This is a genomic window from Streptomyces sp. NPDC045967, from assembly GCF_056430495.1.
The window spans coordinates 270,098-296,401 of sequence record NZ_JBWKLE010000001.1 but is presented as its reverse complement, the minus strand read 5'-3'; the positions used below and the strand labels follow the sequence as shown (position 1 = coordinate 296,401).

Below are 26,304 nucleotides of genomic sequence, written 5' to 3'. Positions count from 1 at the left end.
AGCGGCGGCCTGATCAGACGGCGAGCTCGACGGTGATGTTGCCGCGGGTGGCCTTGGAGTACGGGCAGACCTCGTGGGCCTTCTCGATGAGCTCCTTGGCGGTGGCGGCGTCCACGTTCGGGATCACGGCGGAGATCTTGACGATCAGGCCGAAGCCGTCGTCGTTCTTGCCTATGCCGACCTCGGCGGTGACGGTGGAGCCGGAGATGTCGGCGTTCACGTTCTTCGCGACGACACCCAGGGCGCCCTGGAAGCAGGCGCTGTAGCCGGCGGCGAACAGCTGCTCCGGGTTGGTGCCGGCGCCGCTGCCGCCGAGCTCCTTCGGCGGGTTCACGACGACGTCGAGCTGGCCGTCGTTGGTGGCGACGCGGCCGTCACGGCCGTTCTCGGCGGTGGCGACAGCGGTGTACGCGACGTCGGACTGCGTGATGGACATGAAGAAAATCCTCCAGATGAATCGCCGTGACTCGCGCCCACGACCACAGCGGTGTGGGGTGAGCCTAACCGGTGAAGGAAACGATCATCTTTCCGGTGTTCTCGCCGCGCAGCATGCCGAGGAAGGCGGAGGCCGCGTTCTCGACGCCCTCGACGACCGTCTCGTCGTAGCGGAGCTCGCCGGAGCGCAGCCAGCCGGCCACGTCCTGGACGAACTGCGGCTGGAGGCCGGCGTGGTCGTTGACGAGGATGCCCTGCAGGCGCAGGCGCTTGCCGATGACCTGCATCAGGTTGCGCGGGCCGGGGGCGGCCTCGGTGTCGTTGTAGTGGGCGATGGCGCCGCACAGGGTGGCCCGGCCGCCCACCTTCATCGAGGAGATCGCGGCCTCGAGGTGGTCCCCGCCGACGTTGTCGAAGTAGACGTCGATGCCGTCGGGGGCGGTGGCGCGCAGCTGCTCGCCGACGGGGCCGTTCTTGTAGTTGAAGGCGGCGTCGAAGCCGTACTTCTCCGTGAGGAGCGTCACCTTCTCGTCCGAGCCGGCGGAGCCGACGACCCGGGACGCGCCCTTGATCTTCGCGAACTGGCCGACGAGGCTGCCGACCGCTCCCGCGGCACCGGAGACGAAGACGGCGTCGCCCTCCTTGAAGGAGGCGACCTCGAAGAGGCCGGCGTAGGCGGTCAGGCCCGGCATGCCGAGCACGCCGAGGTAGGCGGAGAGCGGGGCGAGCGAGCCGTCCACCGCGGTGGCGTGCTGCGCGTCGAGCTCCGCGTACTCGCGCCAGCCCAGGCCGTGCAGGACGTGGTCGCCGACCGCGAAGCCCTCGGCGGCGGACGCCACGACCTCGCCGACCGCCCCGCCGTCCATCGGCCGGTCGAGCTGGAAGGGCGGAATGTAGGACTTCACGTCGTTCATCCGGCCGCGCATGTAGGGGTCCACGGACATGTGGAGGTTGCGCACGAGGATCCGGCCGGGGGCGGGCTCGGCGGAGACGGGGACCTCGCGCAGGGCGAAGTCCTCGGCGACGGGCCAGCCCTGCGGGCGGCGGACGAGGTGCCATTCGCGGCTGACGGCGGGGATCTGGGACATGCGGCGCTCCTCGTAAGAACGAAAATTGCTTCACTAGGTGAAACAACCATGCGCCTGGATATTTCATGTTGTCAAGTAAATGGGTACGCTGGTTCCATGCCCAGTCGTCGCGTAGACCCAGTGACCGTCGAGGTCGTCGAACTCATCGGCGACGTCGTGGCCCGCTACCACATGGAGTACGAGCACGCGGCCGCCAGCCACCAGCTGACCGGCGCCCAGGCCCGGGTGCTGAACCTGCTGGCGCTGGAGCCGCTGCCGATGCGCCGGATCGCACAGAAGCTGAGGTGCGAGCCCTCCAACGTCACCGGCATCGTGGACCGGCTGGAGACCCGCGGCCTGGTGGAGCGCCGCCCGGACCCCGCCGACCGGCGGGTCAAGCTGGCGGCCCCCACCGAGGCGGGCGTGCAGACGGCGGACCGGCTGCGCGAGTCCCTGGACTTCGCACGCGAACCACTGGCCGGCCTGTCCGCCGAGGAGCGGACGGCCCTGCGGGACCTGCTCAGACGGATGCTGGGCTAGGGCGCGTCCTTCGGACACACGACTCAGTCACCCCAGCACAGGAAGCCCAGGAAACCGCAGTCCTTGGGCGGCGGTTTCGGCGTGGGCCCGGGGGCGGGCGTCACGGAGGTGGACGTCGGGGAGGCCGTCGGGGAACCGCTCTGCGTCGACTGCCCCGACGCGGTGGGCCGTACGGAGCCCCGCGGACCGGGAGTGCCGGAGGCCGGCCCCGAGGAGGCCGAAGGCGCGGGGGCGGACGACGTGGGCGCGGGCTGCGTGACGGCCCCCGCGCCCGCCGCGGGCGCGCCCGTCGCCGGGGCGGCCCCGGTGGCCTTCCCGGCGCCCGACGCCTTGGCCGAGGCGGCCGGGGCGGGGGCGCGCGGGGTCGAGGCGTCCGGCAGGGGCGCGGGCTCCTGCGGGCCGTCATCGGTCAGCACCACCGTGGCGGCCCGGTCGCTGCGCTGCCCGTCGGCGGCCAGCCTGGCCACCGCCAGCGTGCCGGCGGTCGCCAGCAGCAGCCCGAGCCCCATGGTCAGGACGGTCCGGCGGCGCCGCCGGTGGACGGCGCGGCGCCTCGCTCCGGGCCGGCGCTCGTTCGGCGCCGACAGCACCACGAGCGAATCGGCGTACACCCCGGCCAGCGTGGACTGCGGCTCGGGTCCGGCGGCCCCCGGGGCGGCGGGCGCCTCGGGCGCGGCGTGCGGCGCGGGCATCAGGTATTCGGCCGGGGTTCCGCACCCGGCGCACGCCAGTGCGCCGTTGAGGTGCCTCCGACAAGCGGGGCAGTAGTTCATAGCGCCCGCAGGCTACGTGGTGCGCGGCAACATCCGGATCCCGCAAACGTAAGGATCCTGTGTGGAATCGTGGACTCCGTGACAGGGACATCCCCTCCGGGCGCCCGGGCGCCCTTCGGGCCGGGCGCCTTCCAGCTGGTGCTGCTGCGCCGGATGGCGGACTTCCAGCCGGACCTCGCCGAGGAGGCCCGGCGGCGGCTCGGCGCCTCGCTCGCGGAGCAGCGGGAGGCCAACAAGCGCTGGCAGGCCATGGTCCGCTCACCCCGGTCCCGCGGTGCGCTGGCCCGCTACCGCTCGGTCCTCGGCCCGCCCGAGTCGGCCGAGCCCCGGCGGATCGGGGACCTGGAGTGCGAGGCGCTGCTGTGGCCGGTGCCGCTCTGGCCGGACCTGCGCTTCGAGGTGCTGGCCGCGCCGGACGGAGCGGTGTGGAACGAGTGGCTGGTACGGGCACCCGGCGCGCGGGGACCCGTTCTGGCCTCGGCGTCGGACCTGCGGCCGTGGGCGGCGACGGTGGACGAGGTGGCGCGGGCCTTCGCGCCGGTCCGGCCGATGGAGGGCACCGCGCCGACCCGCTGGCGCCTGGCGTTCACCGCCGCCGGCAGGCCCGTGGTGGCGGAGTTCACCTACGGCCTGCTCCAGCGGGTCACCGTGGCGGAGGGCCGGCGGGCCGACACACCCTAGGAGGCGAGGAAGGCCCGCACCCCGGCCGAGGTCGCGTCGTCCCCGAGCAGGTCGTTGTGCTCCAGGCAGCCGACCGGCGTGTTGGCGGCTCCGGCCAGCGGCACGCTGTCGTCCGGATTGACGATCTCGTCGCAGTTCGACCAGAAGGTGGCGTACGCGACCGTGCCCGGGGTCTCGTCCCCGGCGTTCAGGTTCCGCACCACGTACGAGCCGGGGGTCATGTCCCGGCACGCCTGGTCCCACAGGGCGCAGGCCCAGGCGGTGGAGGTGCCGCGGTTGGGCCCGGCCAGGGACACCCAGTGGGCCACGGTGGACTGGCCGCCCCCGAACTTCACGTACCAGCGGCTCACCAGCGAGCCGAAGGAGTGCGCGACCACGTCGACCCGGGCGGCGCCGGTCTGCCGGCGGATCTCGTCGACGTACGCGCCGAAGCGCCCGGCCAGGACCTCGTTGACGGACTGGTGGGTGTCGTAGCCCCAGGAGAACAGGTCCGATTCCGCGTACCCGGCGGCCCGCAGGTCCTCGCGCAGGCCGCCCCAGACCCCCGGATCGGCGTTGTAGCCGTGCACGAAGACCACCGGAGTGCGCGATGACGCCCGGTCAGGGCCTGCCGCCGTCCCCCGGTCGGCGGCATGGGCGGAGAGGGGCGCCAGGAGCGCCGGGCAGATCGTCAGGAGTGCCAGCAGTCTCTGGCGTGCCGTCAGCATCGGGTCCCCTTTACCTTGTTACGGGTGAGTAGCGCGGGCGGTGCGCGCATGCTGCGGCCTGTCGGTACAGAAATCCACCCCCATGCAGGTGCGGAACGGCGCACGGAACCCCCGGCCGGAGCAGCCCAACGGGCAATAAGTCTGAAATGTCCGCGATGATATGAGCAGTGACCGGCATTTCCGCCGGTCCTCTTGCGTCAGCGCTCTCGGGAGGATCTGCCGTGACCGTCAGTCTTGAGCAGTTGCGCCGCTGCCACGTCGCCGTCGACCTGGGGGCGGCCCGGACCCGCGTGTACGTCAAGGGCGCCGGCCTCGTGGTCGACGAGCCCAGCGCCGCCGCGGTGAACACCCGGACCGGCGCGCTCATCGCCGTCGGGACGTTCGCCGAGCGGATGACCGGCCGCACGCCCGACTACATCCGGGTCGTACGCCCCGTCTCCGGCGGCACCGTCGTCGACATCGAGATGGCCCAGCGGATGCTGCGCCACCTGCTCGGCGAGAAGCTGCGGCGGGCCCTGCGCCGCAAGCCGCGGCTGCGGGCCGCCGCCTGCACCCCGCACGACGCCGACCCGCTGGCCCAGCGGGCGGCCGTGGAGACGCTCGTCGGGCTCGGCGCCCGGCGCGTCGAACTCGTCGACACCCTGATCGCGGCGGCCGTCGGCTGCGGACTGCCCGTGGAGCAGCCGACCGCGACGATGATCATGGTGTGCGGGGCCGCGGCGACCCAGGTGGCCGTCCTGTCCCTCGGTTCGATCGTCACCGCCGAGCGCATCCCCGTGGGCGGCGAGGCCATCGACCACGCGGTGGTCCAGCACCTGCGCCACGCGCACGAGCTGATGCTGCCCAGCCAGGCGGTCCGGCCGCTCCAGCTGGCCCTGCACGGCAACGGCATCACCGCCGAGGGGCCGGCCTCCACCCTCATCCACGGCCGCGACGTGGCCACCGGACTGGCCCGTTCCGTCCAGGTCGACACGGCGGCGGTGCGCGACGCCATCCACACCCCCCTCACCGCCGTCCTCGACGGGATCGGCAAGGTGCTGCGGGACTGCCCGCCGGACCTGGTCGCGGACCTGACGGACCGGGGAATCATGATGGTGGGCGGCAGCGCCCTGCTGCCCGGCCTCGACCAGATGCTCCGCGACGCCACCGGGATGCCCGTCGCCATCGCCGAACGGCCGGACGTGTGCGCCGTGCTCGGCCTCGGCGCGATGCTGGAAGGGAAGATCGCCCCCATGGTCCTCAACCCGCTGTCCGGATGACGGCTTCCGAGCCGGAGCAGTCGAGCCTCCCCGTCCTGCTGGAGGCGGTGCTGAGCGTCGGCTCCGAGCTGGAGCTGCGCTCGACGCTCCAGCACATCGTGGAGTCCGCCGCCGAGCTCTGCGCGGCGCGCTACGGAGCGCTCGGGGTCGTCGACCCCGAGCGCTCCCGGCTGTCCGAACTGTTCACCACGGGGATGAGCGAAGCCGAGCGGGCCGCACTCCCGCGTCTGCCCGACGGGCACTCCGGCGTCCTCGGGGCCCTGATCGACGACCCGCGCCCGCTGCTGCTGGACGACCTCGGCCGGGATCCCCGCTCCGCGGGCTTTCCTCCGGGCCACCCGCCGATGCGCAGCTTCCTGGGGGTGCCGATCCGGGTGCACACGGAGGTCTTCGGCAACCTCTACCTGACGGAGAAGCGCGGCGGCGGCCCGTTCACGGACACCGACCTCGCGCTGCTGCGCGTCCTGGCCGCGCAGGCGGGGATAGCGATCGGCAACGCCCGGCTCTACGAGACCGCCCGCCGCCGGGAGCGCTGGATCGAGGGCGCCGCCGCCGTGACCACGACCCTGCTGACCGGGCGCCCCGCCGCGGACGCGCTGAGGTGCGTGGCGGAACGGGCCCGGCTGCTCGCCGACGCGGCCGCCGGGGTGGTGCTCCAGCCCACGCCGGAGGGCGGCATGGAGATCGTGGCCGCCTCCACGCACGGGGACCCCGGGGGCCTGCTGGGGACGGCCATCGCCCCCGGTTCGCCCGTGCTGGAGCAGCTGCTGGGCGGCGAGGCGGTGTTCATAGAGGACTCGGCCACGGACCCCCGGATGACCACGCACGTCCGGGAGCGGTTCGGGCCCAGCATGATGCTCCCCCTGCAGAGCGGCGGCCAGCTGATCGGCACCCTGGCCCTGCCGCGGGCCCGGGGCGGGCGCCCGTACGACGCCGTGGACCGGCTGCTGGCCTCGCAGTTCGCCTCCCAGGCGGCGCTGGCCCTCGTCCTCGCGGACGCGCAGCACGACCGGGAGCAGCTCGCGGTGTACGAGGACCGCGACCGGATCGCGCGGGACCTGCACGACCTGGTGGTGCAGCGGCTGTTCGCGACCGAGATGATGCTGGAGAGCACCCGGCGCCGCTCCTCCAACGCCCCGTCCGGCGATCCGGTGGGGGACGACCTCAGCCGGGCCGTCGATGAACTGGACTCCACGATCCAGGAGGTCCGGACGGCCATCTTCGCCCTCCAGCAGCCGCCGACCGACGCCCCGACGACGTTCCGGGGGCGGGTCCTGCGCGAGACGGGCGGCGCGGCGGTGCTGCTGGGCTTCCAGCCCTCGGTGAAGTTCGCCGGCGCCGTGGACGCGCTGCTGCCGGAGCCGGTGGCGGGCGACCTGCTGGCCGCGCTGCGCGGCGCCCTGGCCGCGGCGCACCGGCGCACCGGCGTCACCTCGATCGAGGTGGAGGTGGACGCGAACCCCGCCGAAGTGCGGCTGACGGTGGTGGACGACGGGCGGACGGAGGCGGGGGCGCGGGGCACGACCCTGACGTGGTCCTCGGCGCTGTAGCCCTCCGGGGCGGGGCGGCGCCCCGGCCTCCGGCGGCCGGAACGAGATCCCCGGCCCGCCGCGCGACCTCCCCGGTGCCGGGCGGGGACCGTGCGGGACACCGTCTACGGCAGGGACGGCCTGGCGGCGCGGAGGGCGATGCGGGTGTGGGACTGGGCGACGCCCGCCTCGCGTTTCAGGCGGCGCAGCAGGGTGTCCAGGGCGGCGGGATCGGCGGCGCGGGCGCGTACGAGGTAGTCGTGCTCCCCCGTCACGTGGACCACCTCGGTGATCCCGGAGAGCCGGGCGGCCTGCCGCTCGAACTCCTCGTTGGTGGTGTCCTGGCGCAGGGTCACATCGATGAACACCACCAGCCCGCCCGCGGTGTCGGCGGCCGGATCCACCACCACCGTGAAGGCCCGGATCACGCCGTCTCGGCGCATCCGGCGCACCCGGTCGGCGGTGGCGTTGGCGCTGAGGCCGACGCGGACGCCGAGGTCGCGGTACGAGATCCGCGCATCCTGCTGGAGGATGCCGAGGATTTCCCTGTCGAGGCGGTCCATACCGCGATTCTCGCAGTCCGGGCCGATATCCGCGCCCGTTCGGCGGTTCACGGGCCGGACGCTCCCCCCATGGACGAACTGATGACGCCGGCCCTGGCCGGGGCGGCGGCGGGCCTGGGCGTGGCGATGCCGATGGGTGCGATGAGCGTGCTGCTGCTCCAGGAGGCGATGCGCCACCGCCGGACCGCGATGGCCGCCGCCGCCGGCGTCGCCGCGGTCGACTTCGGGTACGCGGCCCTGGCCACGGCCCTGGGACCCTGGGTGGCCTCCCGGGTCTCCCCGGTGGAGCCCTGGGTCCGGCTGGCCTCGGCGCTGATCCTGCTGGCCATCGCGGCCCACGGCCTGGCGAGGTCCCGCGGCGCCGCGCCCCCGGTCCGGGCCGCGGCGCACGGAACCGGCGCCGGAGACGGGCCCGGAGCAGGCCCCGCAAACGCGGCCGGCTCCCACCCCCGGCCGGGCCGTGCCTTCGCCCGGTACGCCGGCCTCACCGCGGTCAACCCGACCACCGCCCTGTACTTCGCTGCGCTGACGACCGCGCAGGGCGCGGCCCTCGGCAGCGGCACGGCCGGGGCGGCCTTCCTCGCCGGCGTCGGCGCCGCCTCGCTCCTGTGGCAGCAGACCCTCGTCGCGCTCGGCTCCCTCGCCGGGAGCCGGATCTCCGGCGCCGCCCGCGCCTGGACCTTTCGGCTCGGCTACGGCCTGGTCGCCGCGTACGCCCTGAGGATCGCCCTGCCCCTGCCGTGAGGCACCACCTAGGGTGACCCCGTGACGAACCGCCCCTCGGCCCGCGCGGCCATCGCCTCCGTGACCGACCCCGGCAGTTTCACCGAACTCCCCTCGCCGCCACGGAACTCGCCCGCCGACGGGCCCCTGGCCTGGACCGGCTACGACGATGCGCGCGCCCGCGCCGAGGCCAGGACCGGTGAGCGGGAGTCGGTCGTCACCGGCACCGCCCGTATCGGCGGCCGCGAAGCCGTGGTCGTCTCCTTCGAGTTCGGCTTCCTCGGCGGCTCGCTCGGGCAGCGCACCGGAGACCGGCTCGAAGCCGCGTACACCCACGCCCGCACCTGGCGCCTCCCCCTGGTCTCCCTCATCGCCACCGGCGGCTCCCGCATGCAGGAGGGCATGCTCGCGCTGACCCAGCTCCAGCGCGTGGCCCGGCAGAGCGTCCTGACCCGGGCCGCCGGGCTCCCCCAGATCGCCGTGCTGCGCGATCCGACCACCGGCGGCGGCTGGGCCACGCTCGGCGCGGGGGCGGACGTGGTCCTCGCACTGCCCGGAGCCCAGGTCGGCTTCGCCGGCTCCCGGGTGCGGCCGCCCGACGCGGACCCGGCCGCCTACTGCGCCGAGGGCCAGTTCGCGGCCGGTCACGTGGACGCCGTCGTGCCCCCGGCCGAGCTCCCCGGGACCCTGTCCGACTGGCTCCGCGTCCTGACCGCGCCCCGCGCCGACGGTCCTGTCGAGCCGCCGGCCGCGCTGGCCGGCGTCGCGGAGCCCGCCACCGGCTGGGACGCGGTCCTGCGGGCCCGGCATCCGGACCGGCCGCGCGCGGAGGCGTACCTGGACGCCTACTTCGCGCTGCGGCTGCCCCTGTCCGGGGACCGGGCGGGCGGCAGGGACCCGGGCGTGCTGTGCGGATTCGGGCTGCGGGAGGGCCGTGCCGTGGCGTACGCCGCCCAGTGCGGCACCGCCACCCGCCCGGCGGGATACCGCACGGCCGCCCGCCTCATCCGCCTCGCGGACCGGCTCGGCGTCCCCGTGCTCACCCTCGTGGACACCCCGGGCGCCGCCAACGACGCCGCCGCCGAACACGCGGGCGCGGGCGCGGCCATCGCGGACGCCTTCGCGGCGCTGGCCGAGGCCGCCGTCCCCGTCACCACCCTGCTGATCGGCGAGGGCGGCTCGGGCGGCGCCCTCGCCCTGGCCGCGCCGGGGAACACCTGGGTCACCCCGGACAGCTACTTCTCGGTCATCGCCCCGGAACTGGCGGCGGCCATCCTCAAGCGCCCTGCGGAGCAGGCCCCCGCCACCGCGGACCAGCTCCGCGTCCGCCCCCAGGACCTGGTGGACCTGGGGGTGGCCCGCGGAATCGTCACTCCCCCGCCGTCACGCCTGGGGTGAGCGCGCGTCGTAGTGGGCGAAGCCCCGCCACCGCAGGGCGAGGAGGCCCAGGACGAGGACGCAGGCGAGGCCGCCGCCGGTGATCGCCACCGCCGGGGAGGCCAGGTCCGCGGCCGATCCGGCGAGGAAGTCCCCGAGCCTGGGCCCGCCCGCGACGACCACGATGAAGACGCCCTGGAGGCGGCCGCGCATCTCGTCCGGGGTGCCGGCCTGGAGCATGGTGGTCCGGAACACCATCGAGACGGTGTCCGCGCACCCGGCCAGGGCCAGGAAGAACAGCCCGAGCCACAGGTTCCGGGTGAGCCCGAAGACCGCGATGGCCAGCCCCCAGGTGCCGACGGCGCACAGGATCGCCAGCCCGTGCCGGCGGATGCGGCCCTGCCAGCCGGAGAACAACCCGCCGAGCAGCGCGCCGACGGCGGGCGCGGCCACCAGCAGGCCGACCGTCTTGGCGTCGCCGCCGTACCAGAGCACGGCGACGGCCGGGAAGAGCGCCCGCGGGTGCGCCAGCACCATGGCGGCCATGTCGGTGAAGAAGGTCATCCGGACGTTGGGCCGGGTTCCGAGGAAGCGCAGGCCGTCGGCGACGGAGGCCCGCCCCCGCGTTCCCTCCGCGCGGTCGGGCTTCATGGACGGCAGCCGCCACATCGCGTAGAGGGCGGCGAGGAAGGTGACGGCGTCGATCAGGTACGCCGCCTGGTACCCCCACCAGCCGACGATCAGCCCGCCCAGCATTGGGCCCGCCATCGTCCCCGAGGTCATCGTCACGGAGTTCAGCGCGTTGGCGGCGGGCAGCTGCCCGGCCGGCAGCAGCCGCGGGATCATGGCGGCCCTGGCCGGCCCGGAGAGCGCCCCGCACACCGCCTGGAGGGCGACGACGGCGTACAGGAACCACACGCGGTGGTAGTCCAGGAGCGCGGCGGCGGCCAGCGCGATCGACAGCGCCGCGGCGCCCAGCGAGCTGTAGAGGCCGAGCGTGCGGCGGTCGACGGTGTCGGCGATGGCCCCGCCGTAGAGCCCGAAGGCGACGAGCGGGACGAGGGAGAACAGACCGACCAGGCCGACGGCGAAGCTGGACCGGGTGATGTCGTAGACCTGGAGCGAGATCGCGAGGGCCGTCATCGCCTGGCCCACCCAGGAGATGGTCCCGCCGACCCACAGCCGCCGGTAGTCGCGGGAGGTGCGCAGGGGGGTGAGGTCGGCGAATATGCGCCGCTGCGGGCGATCGGGGGCGGCGGTGGGGGTCACAGCGGATGATAACCGGCGGCCGGCGGCCTCCCCCGGGGATTTCCGCCGGGGCCCACCCCACCGGCACCAGTCACCCCACCCGGAACCGCGGCCCCATTCCGGACCGCTTCTTGCCGGTAAATCGCCACTATCGCTTGCTTTTTGACCGAATCGGCGTGCGCTCCTCCCCCGGTGCTCGGCTCATGATGAAAAGACTCGTATGTCCAGGGAGGCGCAGTGATCGAACCTGGCACCAGCACCACGAGCACCGGCACCGGCACCGGCACCGGCACCGGCACCGGACGGCAGGCGGCGCACCCCACCGCGCCCCTCACCGTCGGCGTCGAGGAGGAGTTCCTCCTCGTAGACGCCCGCACCCTCCGGCTGGTCCCGGCCGCCCCGCTCGTCCTCGCCACGGCCGCCGGCCTGCCGGGCGAGCTGCACCCCGAGGGCACCCGCTACCAGGTGGAGATCTCCACCCCGATCGCCCGGTCGGCGGCCGCGCTGCGCGAGGAGCTGGCCACCCTGCGGCGCACCCTCGGGCGGGCCGCCCGCGCCCACGGCTGCCGCCTGCTGGCCGCCCCCTCGCCGGTGGTGGCCGTGGAGGGGCCGCTGCACCTGACCGACGACGAGCCGCGCCAGCGGGAGCAGCACCGCCGCTTCGGCGCGCTGACCGACACCCTGGTGACCTGCGGCCGCCACATCCACGTGGGCACCCTCGACGTGGACACGGCGGTCGCGGTGTCCAACCGGGTCAGGCCGTGGCTGCCGACCCTGATCGCGCTGGCCGCCAACTCGCCGTTCTGGGGCGGCCGCGACACGGGCCACGCGAGCTGGCGGGCGATGGCCTGGGCGGGCTGGCCCTCGGCGGGGCTGCCGCCGCACTTCGCGTCCACGGCGCACTTCCGGCGCTCGGTGCAGACGCTGCTCGACTCGGGCGCGGCACTCGACACGAAGATGGTCTATTGGGACCTGCGGCCCTCGGGGCACTGGCCGACGCTCGAGATCCGGGCGTTCGACATGTCCCCGCGCCTCGACACGGCCGTCCTCCAGGCCGAGCTGGTCCGGGCCCTGGTCTCCACGGCGCTGCGCGAGATCGCGGAGCAGCGGCCCGATCCACCCGTACGGGACGACGTACTGCGCCTCGCGCGCTGGCGGGCGGCCCACGACGGCCTGGAGGGCTTCGGCCTCGACCCGTACACCGGAGCCGAACTCCCGGCGGCCGGCCTCGCGGAGGCCCTCCTGGACCTGGTGGCCCCGGCCCTGGCCGCCTCGGGCGACCTCGACCACGCGGCCAAGACCCTGGCGGATCTGCTGCGCGACGGCTCCGGCGCCCACCGCCAACGCGCCGCGTTCGCCCGCCGCCAGGACCTGACGGACGTCCTGCGCCACCTCACGGACGAAACGGAGGACTTTTAGCCCACGGCCGACGGAGACGTGACGCGTCAGTCGACCCCTCTCAGATAGACCCGGCTGCTCCGTTCGTCGATCTGTACCACTGCCACCTTGAGCCAGTTCAACTCGCCCTTGCAGGGAGCGCACACCTGTCCCTCCCTGACCTTGGGGAGGGAATCCGGTTCCGGGAGTCCCAGGCGTGCGAACGGCGTGGCCGGTGTCGCCTCCGCTGCGAAGGGCTGCTCGCGCAGCATGAGAGGCCGCTCCGGATTCAGCTGGGTGAGGAAGGGGTCCACGGCGTCCGCCGGCAGGACGAAGGACAGGATCAGCCCGTCGTCTTGGAAGCCCCTGCGGTGCGCTGCCCCGATTTGCGTGGCTGTCGAGGGAACCTGTACCTGCAAGGTTCGGGCGACGGAGTCCGCCGTGGCGCCCTCTTCCCACCCAGAGGGCCCCGTCTTCGCCGAGCGGCCGCCTTCCCTGCCGCTCGTAGCATCGGATGCCCCGGAGCATCCGGCGCCAAGCCCACCGAGCAGCACCGCTGCCACAGCGAGCGCCGGAGCGCGTCCAGGGCGTCGCGCGCGGATCATCGGGCGGCCGAGTTACGGCCGATGTCCGTGCGGGTGCCGTCCCGCCCGGTGGCCTCGGGTGCGGGCCAGGATCCTCCGGCCGACAGGTCGTGCCGCTGTACCGAACTGCTTCCTCGCATGTCGAACTCCCTGGCCAGTCCTGTCGTGTGCATACGGGCCATGTCGGCGTCGGTGACGGTGGTCGGTCCGATCGGCGTCGCCTTGCCCGGGTCCCAGTTGTAGCGGTCCCACACGTTGACCTGGTAGTCGATGCTGACCTGCGGCTTCCCGTCGGGTCCGGGGACGGCCGTGACCACCCCGGTCGTGTTGGTCATGCCGCTGCCCACGGCCAGGTACCAGTTGTTCGTGCCGTCCGGCCCCAGTTCGTGTTGGTATCCGCTACTACTCGATTCCACGGGGACGGCAACGGGCTTGCCCCCTGACTTCTCAAAGGCTTCCAGTGCCTGCTGCCGCCACTCGTCCTGCTCCGCGGCCCGGATCCGTGCCACCTCGTCTCGAAGCGCCGGGTCGTCCGCCAGCATGCGATCGACGTCCAGATCGAGCGTCTTGCCGCTGCCGTTGAGGTAGTGATCCATGTGTCGGGCCGCGTCGGTCTTGCCGATCACATCGCCGGAGTTGGAGATGCCGTTGGCCTGAATCTCCTTCCAGTAGTCCGATACTCCTGGCGATTTGACGTCATACGGTCCAGCGCCGTCGTCCGCGGCAACCTGCTTGACTTGGGGCCGGAGCAGGCCGGCCGCCAGGAGGTCGTCCCGGTGCCGGCTCCACAGCTGGGACCGGGCCTCGGGCCCAAGGGACTGCCAGAGCCGCTGCAGCTCCTTGCGCTGCTCGGCGTTGGCCTCCTCACCGAGTGCGGCCAGTTTCAGCGCCCGGGGGAACATGTCCTCGTCGAGGGAGGCGTATGTCCCATGGCCGGCGTTGTACGGATCCGCACCGTGGCTGCCGCGCAAAGCGCGTACGGCAGCGGCATCGACCTCGGCCGCGTGGCTCACCACTCCGCTCAGGGTGTCGGCGTACCAGCCCATGAGGTCCCGCTTGCGCTGGCCGGGACCGTCCACCTCGCAGATCAGGGGCGCGGGACGAAACCACCCACCCGTAACGGGCGGGAATCCGCCCCCTGGCGCGTCCCCTGGAGTATCAGAGAGGCACTCGTGAGGCCATGAGCCGGGACAAGCCCGGTTCCAGGCGGGTTCAGAGTCGCAAAGCTGCAGGCCAGAACGTTCCTGCAAGCTCGCGACGTGGTGGGGCGGGTGGGACTCGAACCCACGGCCGACGGATTATGAGTCCCCTGCCGGGTGACTCCCCCTCATGTCGGCTCGTGACACCTCATGTTAGCCACTGCCGGTAAGTGCTGGTCACGGGCCCGTTCCCCGGGAGCCCGCCTCCGCCTCCATGTCGGCTCGTGTTACTCCGTGACACTCCATTACGGGAAGTTCGGGCGAGCACGGGGCGAGCAGAGACCCCACGCGACCTGCACGGATACCCCCCTCCGGCGACACCCACGACCCTACTCGCCCGGGCCCGCGGGCGAGCCCTCCGGACCGTCCCCGGCCTCCTCGGCGGGCGCCGCCGGCGGCTCCTCCACGGGCGGGTCCAGGGGTCTGCGCGCCCGCGGTACGAGCCCGGCCGCGCGCTCCGCGATCTCCTGGTCAACCTGCGTCAGCAGAGACGTGTACGTGTCGCCGGCGAGCTGGATGGAGGAGTGCCGCAGCGTCTCCTTCACCGCGTGGAGGTCACCGCCGCCGCCGTGGATGAGGGTGGCCGCGCAGTGCCGGAGATCCCGGAGGTTGATCGGCGGGAGGTCGGCCCGCCGGCAGATCCGGCGGAACTCGTCGGACACCTTCTCCGGGTGGAGCCAGGAGCCGTCAACGTCCACGAACTCCTTCCCGGTCTCCTGCCAGTCCCGGGTGTCCTTCCCCTCCGCCCGGTCCTTCGCGGCCTGGATGTTCCAGGCCTCCCGCTCGGCGGCCTTCCGCCGGCGGTGCTCCCGCAGGACGGCCACGTTGAGGGAGTCCAGGGCGATCGTCGCCGCGCTGCCGTCCGTTTTCGGCGTGTCCTCGAACACCTCCCAGTTGTCCACCACGATCTCCGCCGCGATGGTGATGGCGCCGGCCTCCAGGTCCACGTTCCGCTCGTCCTGGCCCACGCCCTCCCCGCGGCGAAGGCCCCGGAAGGCGATGAGGTGAAAGAACGCGTAGAGCCGGGACTCCTCCGCGGCGTCGAGGAAGGCGCCGATCTGCGCCGGCGTCCAGACCATGACGGCGCTCGGTTTCTCGCCCGTCTTCCGCCAGTGCTCCACGTGCCGGTCCAGCCACAGCACGGCTTTCGGGCGCTTCCCGGACTCCAGCTCCACCCAGGCAGCCGGGTTGAACGTGATGTACTGCCGGCGGATCGCGGCGTTCAGCGCCGTCCGGAGCGTCGCCCGGATGCGCTGCTTCGTCGCCGGCCCCGTGATGAGCCGGTACGGCGGCATCGCCGCCAACTTCTCCCGCTCCACGGCCAGGCGCGCGGACTCGGCGGCCGGCGGCCGGGAGTTCTTCCCCCACTTGCACCGGGCCTCCTGCTCCCGGCGCGCGGCGTTCTCCGCGGTGATCGTCTCGTTCTGCTCGGTGATCCCGTCGAAGAACGCTTGGCAGTGGGCCACGTTGAAGCGGTCCAGCCGGTAGTGGCCGACGCCCGGTTTCAGGTGGACGCGGATGTGCGACCGGTAGCCGGCGGTGGTGGTGCGCTTCGTCTTCTTCGACTCCACCCATGTCTGGAGCCAGTCCCCTACGGTCAGGGAGACGTCCATGGGCACGCCGCCTGCCAGGCGCCGCTTCACGTCGGCGGTATCCGGGATCGGCTCCCGGTCCCGCATGACGGCCACCAGGAGGTCACCCACCCGGCGAGCCGCGTCCTCGTCGTCCTCCGCGAGGTCGAGGATCGCGCGGATCTTGTCCAGGTCGCTCTGGGCGTCCTTCACTTGGGCGTACCCGGTCCGCCGGAACGTCCGCCGGGTGCCCTTGTCATCCGGCGGCAGCTCCTGCCTCAACTGGTGGCTGCCGTGCGCCCTCTTCGACAGCTGCGGGCACTTCGTGCCGAGCCGTTTCCCTGCCTCGTCGCGGCACTCGCACCGCTTGGTGATGCCGCCGGCACGCCGTGCTCCGGGCATGGCTATCCCTCCGTAGGACCCAGGCGCGTCCCGCGCCCGAACGTGGCGGGCCGTCCCCGCCTGGACGCTAGGCCGGTCGGTCCAGCCCGCTGAGCGGGGGCAGGACCAGGCCGCGGCCGGCGATCTCGTCGCGCAGCTCGTGGAGGTCGCGGGTCAGCTCCTCCGCGACCTCCCGGGCCGCGCTGGCCTCCGGGCCTCCCGGCTCCCCGTGCCACCGGTAATCCGCGATGGCCGTCTCCCAGATCTGCTTGTAGAGCCGCCGGATCTGGGACTCCAGGCGGCGGTGCTTGCGGAGCAGGGTCAGGGCCCATTCCTCGTCGGCCCGCTCCCCGTTCCACCAGTCGGCTGCCTCCAGGGGCGTGGCCGCCTTGCCGGGCAGGTGCTCGACCTCAGCTTCGTACCCGACGGGGAAGACCAGGGCGGCCGGCGGCACCTCGAGTGCAGCGGCGAGGATCATCACCTCGGCCACGGTGACGTTGCCGCGTCGCCCGTTCTCGATGTTGGAGATCACGGTCCGTGGGAGGTTTCCCCCCAGTCGCTCGCACGCGTCCGCGAGCTGCTGCGCGCTCAGGCGCCGGGCCGTGCGGTGCCGACGCACCTCCTGCGCGATCGTCTTGCTGACTCGGGCCGACCACTCCAGTTGCTCCACGATGACCCAAAGTACAGAGGGTGTTGTGCCGTATCAACCCATGTCGTACAGTGCGTCAGAAGGACACAGCAGGCCCTGATTCTGACCCGGAGTTGCGCCGATATGACCCAGACCGCAGCGCCCGCACAGGCCGTGACCACCCGCGACCTCCTGGACCTCCCCCCCACCATCGACCTGGAGACCGCCGGTCGTGCCTTCGGGATCGGACGCACCACCGCCTACTCCCTCGCCCGCACCGACGACTTCCCGTGCAAGGTCATCCGCACCGGACGACTGTTCCGGGTCGTGACGGCCGACATGCTTCGCGTTCTCCAGCTCTCCCCCCCGCAGGAGAACGCCGCCGCGCCCGCCGCGTAACCCCCCACGCGGCGGGCAACCACCGCCCCGGCACCAGTCACCTGGTCGCCGGGGCGGTGGTGTGTCCGGGCCCGGGTCGGCCGAGGTTCAGGCCCCCGCCCCGCGGACCCACCAGCTTGCGGAGCACAGTTGCCCGCAGAGCCGCCACCCTCCCCAGAGGCGACGGCTCAGCACCCCTTCCGGACCTGGCCGGAAAGGGTGCCTCCGTCTTGTCTACCGTGATCGAACGCGCGCGATTAGCCCAAGAGGCAACATTGGTATCGAGGCCCACGCTCCTCACATAGGAAGGCCTCCCCCGCTGCTAGGCTCCGGCGCCATGCCTCCCGCGACCGCCGCTGCCCTCCACCCCCGCAATCCCACCGCCCCGCGCAACAAGGCGGTCACGCTGCGGCCCGCGCGGATGCCGGATGACGGCCTGGTCGAGGACGCGATGATCCGGGGCGTCGAGTACGCCGGGGCTGTCTTCGCCGGCCAGCACCTGGAGCTGGTGGAGGTCGAACAGGCCCGCTTCGACAACGCGCGCTTCACTGGCACCCGCACGCGGCAGGTGATGTTCGCGGACACCTCGTTCGAGACCTGCGACTTCGCCCAGCTCCGGGCCGAGGACACCTCATTCGTCCGCACGGCCGTCTCCACGAGCCGCGTCACCGGCGCTTCGTGGTCGAAGTCCCACTTCGCCGACGTCCGCTTCGACAACTGCCGCAGCGACATGTCGCTGTGGCGGCACTCGAAGTTCAAGAGCGTCGTCTTCGCCGGCTGCAACCTGACCCAAGCTGACTTCCAGTGGGCCGAACTCCGCGACGTGCGGTTCACCGGCTGCAACCTGACCGGCGTCCAGTTCGCCCACGTCAAGGTGCAGCGCATCCGGTTCGAGAACTGCACCTTGGTCGACATCGGGGGCGGTACTTACCTCTCCGGGGCGACGGTGCAAGGGCCCGGCGCGATGGAACTCGCCCAGGCCCTCGCACGGGACGCCGGCATCCGGATGGAGCCGTAGCTCAGGCCGCGACCCGCTCCACGAGGAAGCGCAGCCGCTCGTCCACCGTGTCCCAGGCGTCGCCGGTGAGGTCATCCAGCGCGTCCGCGGCCGTGAGGATGAGCCCGGCGAGACGCGTCTCCACGTCCTCCCAGGTGTGCGTCACCTCGGCTACCTCGCCGCGCGGGCCGGTGCCGAGCGCGCCGTACACGGCGGTGGCGAGCTGCCCCATGTCCTCGCTGATCGCGAGGACCTGGAGGAGCCGGATGTCCCCGGCCGCCGCCGGCTCCTCCACCGTGCGGTCCTGGAGTAGGGTCTCCACCACCTTCGCGCCGTCCCCGCTCACGGTGTCCAGGGCGACCGCAGCGGTCACCATGACGTCCGCGAGCTCCTTCGCCACGTCCCCCCACCCATGTGACGCGCCCTTCCTCGGGTTGGCGCCGAGCGCCCCGTGCAGGGCCTCCGCGACCTCCCCCAGCTCCTCACTGATCTTGAGCACGCGTAGGAGCCGGGCGTCCTCCACTGACGTCGGGGCCGCGTCCGTGTCGAGCCACGTCCGCAGCCTCGTCACCTGGTCCCAGGTGTGTACCTTCATGCCGTCCTCCTCGGGCGGGTCGTGCGGGGTCAGAACAGCGCCGGCGCCGCGAGCTCCACGGCGGCCGGGTCGGTCACGTCCAGCGGCACCCTGGCGGTGAGCGCCAGGGCAACCGTCAGGGCGGAGTGGTCCGTGAGCCGGTCCAGCATCGTGCGTGGCTCGTGGACGTACGAGCAGGCGGTCAGGCGGTCCGCGAGGTGGCCGGAGACGTGGGCGTGGTCGTATCGGTAGCCGTCGCCGGTCCGGCCCACCCATGAGTAATCCAGTTCCTTCGGGTGCAGGCGCCGGAACGCGTCCTCGTAGCCAGCCGCCCCGAACCAGTTGTAGAACTCGTACTCGAACGGGCTGAAGAACCGGTAGCGCGGGACGTGCCCCGGCTCCACCACGTTGTAGTCGCCGAGCACGAGCCGCATCGCGTCGCCCTCGCCATGGGGGAGCTTGTAGCGGCACTCCTGCAAGAAATTCCGCTTCCGCTCCGTCTTCACTTCCGTGGCGTTCCGCGAGGGCACATACAGGCCGATGACATCGACCGGCCCCTCGTGACTGTTCACGGTGACTCCGACCGCCCGGTGCGGGAGGTAGGACACCCCGGTTTCCAGCGGCGAGGTCTCCAGGCGGCTGACGATCATCGCGCCTCGTTCACCGCGCTGCTCGGGCCGAGGGAATGTCACCGAGTACCCGGCCGCCTCAAACCGCTCCGCCAGGAACTCGCACCCCGCGCTGCGCGCCGTCTCGGTCAGCACCAGCACCGACTCCGGCCGACCCGCCAGGTAGCGGAGCTGCTTCTCCGCGCGCTCCCGGGACGGATTGTTGAGGTTGAACGTGAGCACGTCCAGCATGGTGCGGTTGGTCCTTCCGGAGTCGGGTGATCGCGGTGACGATCGTGCGGGCGACCTCTTCGGCCGGCGTCTCGGTGGCGTCCACGTCCAGGACGCGATGTCCCCTGCCGCGTAGGAACTTAGCGGCCTCGGCGAAGTAGGCGCATTCCACGCGGCTGGAGCCGTCCGCGCGTTCGTACCGCGAGTGCGCGCCCCGCGCGGTGAGCCGGGCCTCGATCACTTCCGGGTGACCGGTCACCAACACGGTCAGGTCCGGTTGGATCTGCCGCTCGTTGAGGAGCCACACGAACTCGCGGTCCACGCCGTCCATGCACTGGAGCGCGAGGCTACTGGCGATGTACCGGTCACAGACCACGACGTCCCCGCGCTCCAGGGCGGGCCGGATCTCCTCGCCGTGCTTGAAGCGGTCGGCGGCGATCAGGCACGCCATGACCTCGCCCTGGTAGTCGTCCGTGCCGTGCCTCGCGAGGTTGCCCAGGGTGGTGTCCGTGGGCTCCCGGGTCGCGAGCACCGGCACGCCCTCCGCCTCGAGGAGCTGGGCGACGAGATCCGTGACGGTTGACTTCCCGACCCCGCCCGGCCCCTCGATAGCGACCAGGAGGCCGCGGCGCCCGGTCACGAGACACCGACCAGAGGAAGGACGCGGGTCTGGGGCGGCACCACCGGGCACTGCTCGGTGTCCACCGCGCCGATCCGCTCGCCGGCGGCCACCACGGCGGCCGGACAGCCCTTCCCGCACGAGGAGGACAGGGAGCACGCGCCGCACGTCGGGTTCCCGCCGAGGTCCCACCGGTCGGAGAACTTCCCGTACGCGTCCAGGCGGGCCGCGATGTCGTCGTGCTGCCACACGTTGCCCACGAGGAAGTCGGTGTCCGGGTGCTGGGAGGCGATCGTGCGGGCGGCGAACACCAGGTACGGGCAGATCGCCACCCCGCCATCCGTGAACACGTAGATGATGTTCCCGGCCTCGCACCCGGCCAGGGGCTTGCCCTCCTCGTTCGGGAACCGGATGTTGACCATCTCCAGCGGGCCGGCCACCTCCGCCGTCATGGCGGCGATGTCCCGCATCCGGTCGTCCGGCGTGCGGAGCTTGCCCTGCGCCTTCTTCGACGCTCCCCGGCCCATCGAGCCGAGCGGGTTCATGAGGACGTACGTGGCGCCCTGCTCCCGGGCGAACTGGACCAGCTCCCGGTACTCCCGGTCCTGGGCCAGGCTGTTCGGCGTGCACAGGAGGCCCTGGAGGATGCCGGCGCGGGCGAACCGCTTGATGGTGTCCACGGTCTCCGCGAAGCACCCTTCGAGCTTGCGGAAGGTGTCGTGCGACTCCGGCGCGAAGCCGTCCAGCGACACGTTCATGTGGACGTCCATCTCCGCCAGGGCGGCGATCGTCTCGTCGGAGCACATCGTGCCGTTGGTGCACACGCCCACCGACATGCCGGCCGCGCGGAAGTGGGCGACGATCTCCAGGAGGTCCGGGTGCATCATCGGCTCCCCGCCGGTGATCGTGACCTTCGTGACGCGGGCCTCGGTGAGCTGCGGCACCAGGCGGTCACGGATGTCGTCCACCGGCATGTAGTTGCCACGCTTCGTGGCGACCACGAAGCAGTGGTCACAGCGGGCGTTGCACGGCTCGCAGATCTGTACGAGCGCCTTCCGGTGGGGTGCGTCCACGGTCGTGCGGAAGTAGCAGGAGGCGGCCTGGCCGCCGTTCAGGATGGGGCGCGCGCTCAAAGCGGTCTCCCTCGTGGGTGGATGGTGCCCGGCCCGCCTTGGGCCGGGGTTGGCCGTCCTGCCCGTCACAGCAGGAGCGGCGCCGCCCTCGGGTGCGCCCGGCGTGAGCCGGTACCAGGCGCGCGGGGAAGGGTCCCCGCCCGGGGCGGAAGTCTCAGGTGTCTCGTCCGGCGCCGTACTCGGCCACCAGGGCCTCCAGGCGCCGGATGCACGGCTCGCAGGCGTGGAAAGGGCCGGCGCCGTGGTCCTCGCTGTGGACCGGGCCGAGCCACATGACCGGGACGCCGGCGGTGTCGCACCTCCAGCACTGGCCGATGACCCACACCATCCGGCGCCCGGTGTCCGGTGGGTCGGGGAGCCTCACCGAAAGATCCCGTAGGCCAGGGCGCAGATGAGGCCGACCAGCACGACCAGGTACCCGATCACGTGTCGGCGCCGCACGGCCCGCGGGTCGCGGCGGGCCCAGTCGTCGGGGAGCATCACCGGCCGGCCTCCGCCCCAACGAGCCCGGCCCAGGCCGCCTCCGCACGGAGGTCGATCGGGCGGACAGTGTTGAGCAGCGTGCGCCGCCAGGCGGTCACGCCGGTCCACAGCTCCCCGGCCTCGGCCATGTCGGCCAGGTATCGGTGGACCGCGACCACGCCGCCGCCGAGCTCGCGCCGGGCCAGGCCCACGGCCACGTTGACGCGCCCCCACCGCTGGGCCGTGCTGTACCAGGTCGGCGGGTAGGGCACGTTCAGCATGGCGGCGCGGTGCCCATAGTCGAGGCACGCGATGCCCCGGACCAGGACGAGGCCGAGGCCGAGCCGGTACGGCTCATCCGGCCGTCCCAGGCCGAGGCCGCGGGCGATGCCGAGGAGCCCGGGCCGGTAGTGCTCCACGCTCTCGGCCAGCCGCGGCCGAGCGGGGGTGAGCAACACGTGGGCCTCGGGGCCGAGGAGCCCGCGCTCCACCCAGGCCGCCACGGAGACGCGGTCCATGAACTCCGGCCCCGGCGGGGCGTAGCGCGCGGAGAGAACGGTCACCGGCCCGCCTCCGCTTCCTTCATGGCCACGCGGTGGCCGGCGAGGACCAGGCCGGCGACATCGTCCGGCGCGCACAGGGCGCCGGGGCCGTCCATGGGGAGCACCCAGTAGGCCGGATAGCGGGGGTCGAACTCATGCAGGTTTGTGGCCGGCACGCCTAGGAAGGTGTCGCTGTCCAAGCACTCCGCGACCGTGAGGCGCCAGTGGCGCGGAGCACTCGCCGGGGTTAGGGCGTAAAACTGTCGGCCACCGGCGTCATGAAAGATCGGTCCGCCGTCCAGGACCTCGGCGAGGAAGGCCCGGACCTGCTCCAGTTCCTCGGTGCCGGCCGCCGCATAGACCAGGTCCGCCGGGATGCGTACGACGGAGAACAGGCTCCCGCACCGGAGCAGAGCCACCCGATAGGTCTCCCACTGCCAGCGGGCCTCCTCGGCGCTACGCGCCGCCAGGACCAGCCACGAGGAGGCGGCCAGCTCCCGGTCGCTGCGCGGGTGCACCAGCACCCCCGGGGCGGCCTCCACCGGCCGAGGCATCGTTCTGCGAGCAACTTGCCTGCCCCCCACGGGCAGTTGGGTACCCTCGTGCACGGCGACTCCTCAACAGTCGTCCACGCCCCGGGGCGGCACACCACTGCGCCCGGGGCCTCGTCGTAGAGGGTGGAGTTCCGGCGAACACCGCGCGTCCTCATGCCGGGTATCCCCATGATGGGTACACACGCCGTAGAGCAGGCGTGCAGCCTTGCAAGGCAGGAAGAGACCGCCGATGAGCTTTCAGCCTCCGACCGCGCTCCCGCGTGACCTCCTGGACGACGACGCCATGCAACGAGCGTTGTCCACCCACGATTTCGGCACCGTGTTCCGACTCGCGCGTCAACGGGCCGGGATCAGCTACTCCCGGATCGCCGTCGAGTGCGACATCAAGCCGGAGCGGGTGGGCACGCTCGCGCGCGGCCTGGGCCGGATCAGCAGCTTCGGCAAAATCGTTCAGATCGCGGACGCCTTACGGGTGCCGGGCCACATGGTCGGTCTCGCTCCCCGACCGTGGGAGGCGGACCTCGCTCCTGCTCCGCAGGACTGGACTGGACCGACCATGCACCGCCGTACCGTTCTCCAGGTGGCCACCGCGAGTGGCCTCGCCGCCGCCCTCCCCGCCCTCCACCACGCCGCTCCGCCGGCCCGCATCACGGACTCTTACGTAGACCGCCTCCGGGAGCGCACCGCCCGCCTCCGGCGCCTGGATGACATCCTCGGCGGTGGCGACACCTACCGGGTCTTTCTCGGGGAGGTGCAGCGCACGAAGGCCGTCCTGCAGCGCGGCTCCTTCGCTGGGGAAGACGTCCGCCGCCGGCTCACGGCCCTCCTGGCCGAGCAGGCCCAGCAGGCGGGATGGGCGGCCTTCGACGGAGGCCGTGGGAAGGAGGCGGCCTCCCTCTACGAGGAGAGCCGCGCCTATGCCCAGGAGGCCGGTGACGCCGACCTCTTCGGTAACTCCCTGGCCTTCCTGGCGTACGGCGCCCTCGCGCACGACCGGCGTACGGCGGTCACCTTCGCTCACGACTCCTGCGCCACCATCACGGACCGCACGCCGGCCACCGTCCGGGCCCTGCTCTACGAACGCCTCGCGTGGGCCTGCGCGGTGGACGGGAAGGCCTCCGGGACGGAGGCCGCGCTCGACTCCGCCCGGGAGGCACTGGAGACGGCCCAGGACGGGGAGCCGCAACCGGACTGGTCCGTCTGGGTGGACCAGACCGAGCTGGGCATCATGACGGGGCGCTGCTGGACGGAGCTTGCCCGCCCGCTCCGCGCCGTCCCCGCGCTCACGGACGCACTCAGCCGCTACCCGGACGAGTACGCACGTGACAAGGCCCTCTATCTCTCCTGGCTCGCGGAGGCATTCCTCACGGCCGGGGAGGTGGAGCAGGCCGCAGTGACAACGGACCGAGCCCTGGACCTCGCCACGGGCGTCGCGTCCATCCGTCCCATGCAGCGCCTTGCGCCCGTCCTGGAGAGCCTGCGCCCCCACGGGCAACTCCCCGTCGTGCGGGCAGTCCTCGAGCGCGTGGCCCCCTAGTCCTGCTGCGGGCTCACGGAGCCTCGGATCCACTCCAGGGCCCCCGCGGAGCCGGCCGTGATCGGCACGGCGGTCAGCTCCGGGTTATCCCACGGGTGCTCCGCCAGGAGGTGCGCCTCCAGCTCGGGGTACCGCTCCGCCGTGGTCGAGAGGAGGACTTTGTACTCCTGGCCGGTGCCGTACTCCCCGAGGTGCCAGAACACGCTGGTGACGGGTCCGATGACCTGGGCCCCAGCGGCGAGCCGGGCCTTAACCGCGGAGCCGGCCAGGGCCACGGCCTGGTCCTCGGTGGGCGTGGCGGTCGATACCTGCACGTATTCGCTCATGGCCGGGAGCCTAGCCACGCGGCCCCGGCTGCCACTAGATCACTTCCGGCAACAGCGCCTTCGGGGCGCATGGTTGGCGCCGTTCACGCCCCCACGGTGGGTATCCCCGGCGGGGTCTATTTGCCGGCCTCGCGTCGGGATGTACTCCACCCATGACCGTCCTCTTCGAGCGCTCTGCGCCGACACCCGATGGCATCAACCCCTCCCGCGCCCGTGACGTCGTACGGGCCCTCTACAGCCGTCCGCCGCTCACGGCCGCGGACCTCAGCGCACCCCTACTCTCCCTCCCCGACGGCAACACGGGGGCGACCTCGCTGCCCGGCGCCGTCCAGCTCTCCGACGTCCCCGCCACGGTGGCCCGCTGGGCGGACCTCGGCATCCGCGGCGTCAAGGTCTTCGCCTTCGGGCACGACCGCGACGGACACGCCACCGGCGCCACGGCCCCCGACAACCGGATGATCCGGACCGTCCAGGCCGTGAAGGAGGCCGCGCCGACCACGGCCGTCACGACCGAGGTGTGCGGCTGCTCGTGGACGGACCACGGGCAATGCGTGCTCCGCACCGACGCCGGGGACATCGACCTGGAGGCGACGTACCGCCTCATGGGCGCCATGGCCGTGTTGCACGCGGAGGCCGGCGCGGACTGCGTGTCCCCCACGGCCATGCTGGAAGGCTCGATCCGGGCCGTCCGCCAGGCACTCGACGCCGCGGGCCACCGCGACGTGGGGGTGAACCCCAACCTGGCCATCCACACCAGCCTCTACGGCCCGTTCAAGGCCCTCATGAACACCGACCCCCGGGCCGGCCACCGGCGCGGCCTCCAGCTCGAACCCGGCCGCGCGGACCGGGACACGATCATCCAGGCCCGCCGCTGGATCACGGAGGGCGCCGACTCCCTCACCCTCCAGCCCGTCATGACCGCCGTGGACGTCCTCGTGCGGCTCCGCGACGACCAGCGCGTGCCGATCGTCGCGTACTCCACGTCCGGGGAGTGGGCCGCGCTCCAGGCTCTCGGCACGTCCGGGATGGTGGAGTACCTGACCATGCTCAAGCGCTCCGGCGCGGACCAGGTCCTCACCTTCGCCGCCGAGGCAGCGGCCCAGTACCTGGAGGCCGGCCGTGCATGACGCGCCCCATACCCGCCCGCCGCGGCTGGACGCGATCCTCGCGGACGCCGCCCACGCCGACTTCTCCATGTCCTGCGAGGACCGCACCGGTTCCCTCCTCGCCACCCTCGCCGCGTCCAAGCCCGGCGGCCACTTCGTGGAGTTGGGTACGGGCGTGGGGGCCGGGGCCGCGTGGCTGGCCGCCGGCATGACCGCCGACGCTCGCCTGACGACGGTGGAGGCGGACAAGGACGTCCAGGCCATCGCGCGGCGCCATTTGGGCGACGACCCTCGGATCGAGTTCGTCCATGCGGACGCGGATGCCTGGCTCACCGAGCAGCAGTCGGCGCCCACGTTCGACTTCGCGTACGTAGATTGCAGGCCCGGGAAGTACCTCCGTCTGCCGGATCTCCTGGCTCTGCTCAAGCCGGGCGCCCTGTACGTGGTGGACGACATGCTGCCCCAGGCCACATGGCCGAAGGACCACCAGCCCAGGGTGGACGGCTTCCTCGAACGGCTGCCCGAAGTTCCCAACTGGCGCGCCACGCCCATGAACTGGGCCTCCGGGCTGGTGGTCGCCGCCCGGATCTGAGGG

The 26,304-nt window shown here is 72.8% G+C and carries 30 protein-coding genes; 12 read left to right on the top strand and 18 right to left on the bottom strand.

Translation table 11 applies throughout. From position 1 onward, the window contains the following. Positions 1–13: 13 nt before the first annotated feature. Together AC07FY_RS01540 and AC07FY_RS01535 are read right to left on the bottom strand one after the other, a co-directional pair. Positions 14–436, bottom strand: a complete 423-nt coding sequence (locus AC07FY_RS01540) for an organic hydroperoxide resistance protein (RefSeq protein WP_478999023.1) — start codon at positions 434–436, stop codon at positions 14–16. A 64-nt stretch (positions 437–500) separates the two neighbouring features. Then, positions 501–1,523, bottom strand: a complete 1,023-nt coding sequence (locus tag AC07FY_RS01535) for an NADP-dependent oxidoreductase (protein WP_478999021.1) — start codon at positions 1,521–1,523, stop codon at positions 501–503. Between the two features lie 96 nt (positions 1,524–1,619). Here AC07FY_RS01535 and AC07FY_RS01530 point away from each other — a divergent pair, with 96 nt between their 5' ends. Continuing rightward, the gene (locus AC07FY_RS01530; RefSeq protein ID WP_478999019.1) at positions 1,620–2,042 is read left to right on the top strand and encodes a MarR family winged helix-turn-helix transcriptional regulator; all 423 of its coding nucleotides are present in this window, start codon (positions 1,620–1,622) and stop codon (positions 2,040–2,042) included. A 23-nt stretch (positions 2,043–2,065) separates the two neighbouring features. Here AC07FY_RS01530 and AC07FY_RS01525 read toward each other — a convergent pair whose 3' ends face one another. Further along, positions 2,066–2,815, bottom strand: a complete 750-nt coding sequence (locus AC07FY_RS01525) for an SCO2400 family protein (RefSeq protein ID WP_478999017.1) — start codon at positions 2,813–2,815, stop codon at positions 2,066–2,068. 153 nt (positions 2,816–2,968) lie between these two features. Between AC07FY_RS01525 and AC07FY_RS01520 the strand changes: the two genes are divergently transcribed. Next, a complete protein-coding gene (locus AC07FY_RS01520; RefSeq protein WP_478999812.1) occupies positions 2,969–3,496 on the top strand; it encodes a hypothetical protein in 528 nt (175 codons plus the stop codon). Here the strand turns inward: AC07FY_RS01520 and AC07FY_RS01515 are convergent. Then, positions 3,493–4,203: an esterase/lipase family protein gene (locus AC07FY_RS01515; RefSeq protein WP_478999015.1), complete on the bottom strand. Its 711-nt coding sequence runs from the start codon at positions 4,201–4,203 to the stop codon at positions 3,493–3,495. The genes AC07FY_RS01520 and AC07FY_RS01515 overlap by 4 nt on opposite strands. 221 nt (positions 4,204–4,424) lie before the next feature. On the opposite strand from AC07FY_RS01515, the gene AC07FY_RS01510 reads away from it, so the two are divergent. Both AC07FY_RS01510 and AC07FY_RS01505 read left to right on the top strand, forming a co-directional pair. Continuing rightward, complete coding sequence (locus AC07FY_RS01510; protein ID WP_478999014.1) at positions 4,425–5,462, top strand: rod shape-determining protein; 1,038 nt, start codon at positions 4,425–4,427, stop codon at positions 5,460–5,462. Continuing rightward, the gene (locus tag AC07FY_RS01505; RefSeq protein WP_478999013.1) at positions 5,459–7,012 is read left to right on the top strand and encodes a GAF domain-containing protein; all 1,554 of its coding nucleotides are present in this window, start codon (positions 5,459–5,461) and stop codon (positions 7,010–7,012) included. Before AC07FY_RS01510 ends, AC07FY_RS01505 begins: the two co-directional genes overlap by 4 nt. 104 nt (positions 7,013–7,116) lie before the next feature. Here AC07FY_RS01505 and AC07FY_RS01500 read toward each other — a convergent pair whose 3' ends face one another. Next, on the bottom strand, positions 7,117–7,554 hold the full coding sequence (locus tag AC07FY_RS01500) for an Lrp/AsnC family transcriptional regulator (protein ID WP_478999010.1): 438 nt from the start codon (positions 7,552–7,554) through the stop codon (positions 7,117–7,119). A 69-nt stretch (positions 7,555–7,623) separates the two neighbouring features. Here AC07FY_RS01500 and AC07FY_RS01495 point away from each other — a divergent pair, with 69 nt between their 5' ends. Beyond that, complete coding sequence (locus AC07FY_RS01495; RefSeq protein ID WP_478999009.1) at positions 7,624–8,298, top strand: hypothetical protein; 675 nt, start codon at positions 7,624–7,626, stop codon at positions 8,296–8,298. 21 nt (positions 8,299–8,319) lie between these two features. After that, positions 8,320–9,675, top strand: coding sequence for a carboxyl transferase domain-containing protein (locus AC07FY_RS01490; RefSeq protein WP_478999007.1), 1,356 nt, complete (start codon positions 8,320–8,322; stop codon positions 9,673–9,675). On the opposite strand, the gene AC07FY_RS01485 is transcribed toward AC07FY_RS01490, so the two are convergent. After that, on the bottom strand, positions 9,661–10,923 hold the full coding sequence (locus AC07FY_RS01485) for an MFS transporter (protein WP_478999005.1): 1,263 nt from the start codon (positions 10,921–10,923) through the stop codon (positions 9,661–9,663). The two genes, AC07FY_RS01490 and AC07FY_RS01485, sit on opposite strands and share 15 nt — an antisense overlap. A 216-nt stretch (positions 10,924–11,139) precedes the next feature. Between AC07FY_RS01485 and AC07FY_RS01480 the strand changes: the two genes are divergently transcribed. Beyond that, positions 11,140–12,321 carry a carboxylate-amine ligase gene (locus tag AC07FY_RS01480; protein ID WP_478999003.1) on the top strand — a complete coding sequence of 394 codons (1,182 nt, stop codon included), beginning with the start codon at positions 11,140–11,142 and terminating at the stop codon, positions 12,319–12,321. Between the two features lie 26 nt (positions 12,322–12,347). Here AC07FY_RS01480 and AC07FY_RS01475 read toward each other — a convergent pair whose 3' ends face one another. From AC07FY_RS01475 to AC07FY_RS01460, 4 genes are all read right to left on the bottom strand, one after another. Then, the gene (locus tag AC07FY_RS01475) at positions 12,348–12,698 is read right to left on the bottom strand and encodes a hypothetical protein (RefSeq protein ID WP_478999001.1); all 351 of its coding nucleotides are present in this window, start codon (positions 12,696–12,698) and stop codon (positions 12,348–12,350) included. 182 nt (positions 12,699–12,880) lie between these two features. Then, positions 12,881–13,942, bottom strand: a complete 1,062-nt coding sequence (locus tag AC07FY_RS01470) for a hypothetical protein (protein WP_478998999.1) — start codon at positions 13,940–13,942, stop codon at positions 12,881–12,883. Positions 13,943–14,391: 449 nt separating this feature from the next. Next, a complete protein-coding gene (locus AC07FY_RS01465) occupies positions 14,392–16,035 on the bottom strand; it encodes a site-specific integrase (RefSeq protein ID WP_478998997.1) in 1,644 nt (547 codons plus the stop codon). 67 nt (positions 16,036–16,102) lie between these two features. Then, on the bottom strand, positions 16,103–16,684 hold the full coding sequence (locus AC07FY_RS01460) for a helix-turn-helix domain-containing protein (RefSeq protein ID WP_478998995.1): 582 nt from the start codon (positions 16,682–16,684) through the stop codon (positions 16,103–16,105). A gap of 102 nt (positions 16,685–16,786) precedes the next feature. Between AC07FY_RS01460 and AC07FY_RS01455 the strand changes: the two genes are divergently transcribed. After that, positions 16,787–17,041, top strand: a complete 255-nt coding sequence (locus AC07FY_RS01455) for a DNA-binding protein (RefSeq protein WP_478998993.1) — start codon at positions 16,787–16,789, stop codon at positions 17,039–17,041. Between the two features lie 316 nt (positions 17,042–17,357). Further along, complete coding sequence (locus AC07FY_RS01450; protein WP_478998991.1) at positions 17,358–18,038, top strand: pentapeptide repeat-containing protein; 681 nt, start codon at positions 17,358–17,360, stop codon at positions 18,036–18,038. 1 nt (position 18,039) lies between these two features. Here the strand turns inward: AC07FY_RS01450 and AC07FY_RS01445 are convergent, their stop codons facing one another. The 7 genes from AC07FY_RS01445 to AC07FY_RS01415 all read right to left on the bottom strand — a co-directional run bounded on the left by AC07FY_RS01445 (position 18,040) and on the right by AC07FY_RS01415 (position 22,728). Beyond that, positions 18,040–18,612 carry a MazG-like family protein gene (locus AC07FY_RS01445; protein ID WP_478998989.1) on the bottom strand — a complete coding sequence of 191 codons (573 nt, stop codon included), beginning with the start codon at positions 18,610–18,612 and terminating at the stop codon, positions 18,040–18,042. A gap of 29 nt (positions 18,613–18,641) precedes the next feature. Continuing rightward, positions 18,642–19,355 (bottom strand): exonuclease/endonuclease/phosphatase family protein, encoded by a 714-nt coding sequence (locus tag AC07FY_RS01440; RefSeq protein ID WP_478999809.1) that lies wholly within the window; start codon positions 19,353–19,355, stop codon positions 18,642–18,644. Then, on the bottom strand, positions 19,300–20,070 hold the full coding sequence (gene tmk / locus AC07FY_RS01435; protein ID WP_478998987.1) for a dTMP kinase: 771 nt from the start codon (positions 20,068–20,070) through the stop codon (positions 19,300–19,302). The genes AC07FY_RS01440 and tmk overlap by 56 nt, the downstream gene beginning before the upstream one ends. Beyond that, entirely contained in the window at positions 20,067–21,182 is a 1,116-nt protein-coding gene (locus tag AC07FY_RS01430) for a radical SAM/SPASM domain-containing protein (RefSeq protein ID WP_478998985.1), read from the bottom strand. Before AC07FY_RS01430 ends, tmk begins: the two co-directional genes overlap by 4 nt. 154 nt (positions 21,183–21,336) lie before the next feature. Then, complete coding sequence (locus tag AC07FY_RS01425; RefSeq protein WP_478998983.1) at positions 21,337–21,546, bottom strand: hypothetical protein; 210 nt, start codon at positions 21,544–21,546, stop codon at positions 21,337–21,339. A gap of 115 nt (positions 21,547–21,661) precedes the next feature. Further along, on the bottom strand, positions 21,662–22,207 hold the full coding sequence (locus AC07FY_RS01420; RefSeq protein ID WP_478998981.1) for a hypothetical protein: 546 nt from the start codon (positions 22,205–22,207) through the stop codon (positions 21,662–21,664). Continuing rightward, positions 22,204–22,728 (bottom strand): hypothetical protein, encoded by a 525-nt coding sequence (locus AC07FY_RS01415; RefSeq protein WP_478998979.1) that lies wholly within the window; start codon positions 22,726–22,728, stop codon positions 22,204–22,206. The genes AC07FY_RS01420 and AC07FY_RS01415 overlap by 4 nt, the downstream gene beginning before the upstream one ends. A 241-nt stretch (positions 22,729–22,969) precedes the next feature. Here AC07FY_RS01415 and AC07FY_RS01410 point away from each other — a divergent pair, with 241 nt between their 5' ends. Further along, complete coding sequence (locus tag AC07FY_RS01410) at positions 22,970–24,277, top strand: XRE family transcriptional regulator (RefSeq protein ID WP_478998977.1); 1,308 nt, start codon at positions 22,970–22,972, stop codon at positions 24,275–24,277. Here AC07FY_RS01410 and cutA read toward each other — a convergent pair. Continuing rightward, entirely contained in the window at positions 24,274–24,603 is a 330-nt protein-coding gene (gene cutA, locus AC07FY_RS01405) for a divalent-cation tolerance protein CutA (protein ID WP_478998975.1), read from the bottom strand. The two genes, AC07FY_RS01410 and cutA, sit on opposite strands and share 4 nt — an antisense overlap. A gap of 152 nt (positions 24,604–24,755) precedes the next feature. On the opposite strand from cutA, the gene AC07FY_RS01400 reads away from it, so the two are divergent. Continuing rightward, positions 24,756–25,730: a hypothetical protein gene (locus AC07FY_RS01400; RefSeq protein ID WP_478998973.1), complete on the top strand. Its 975-nt coding sequence runs from the start codon at positions 24,756–24,758 to the stop codon at positions 25,728–25,730. Further along, positions 25,723–26,301, top strand: coding sequence for an O-methyltransferase (locus tag AC07FY_RS01395; protein WP_478998972.1), 579 nt, complete (start codon positions 25,723–25,725; stop codon positions 26,299–26,301). Before AC07FY_RS01400 ends, AC07FY_RS01395 begins: the two co-directional genes overlap by 8 nt. Positions 26,302–26,304 lie beyond the last annotated feature (3 nt).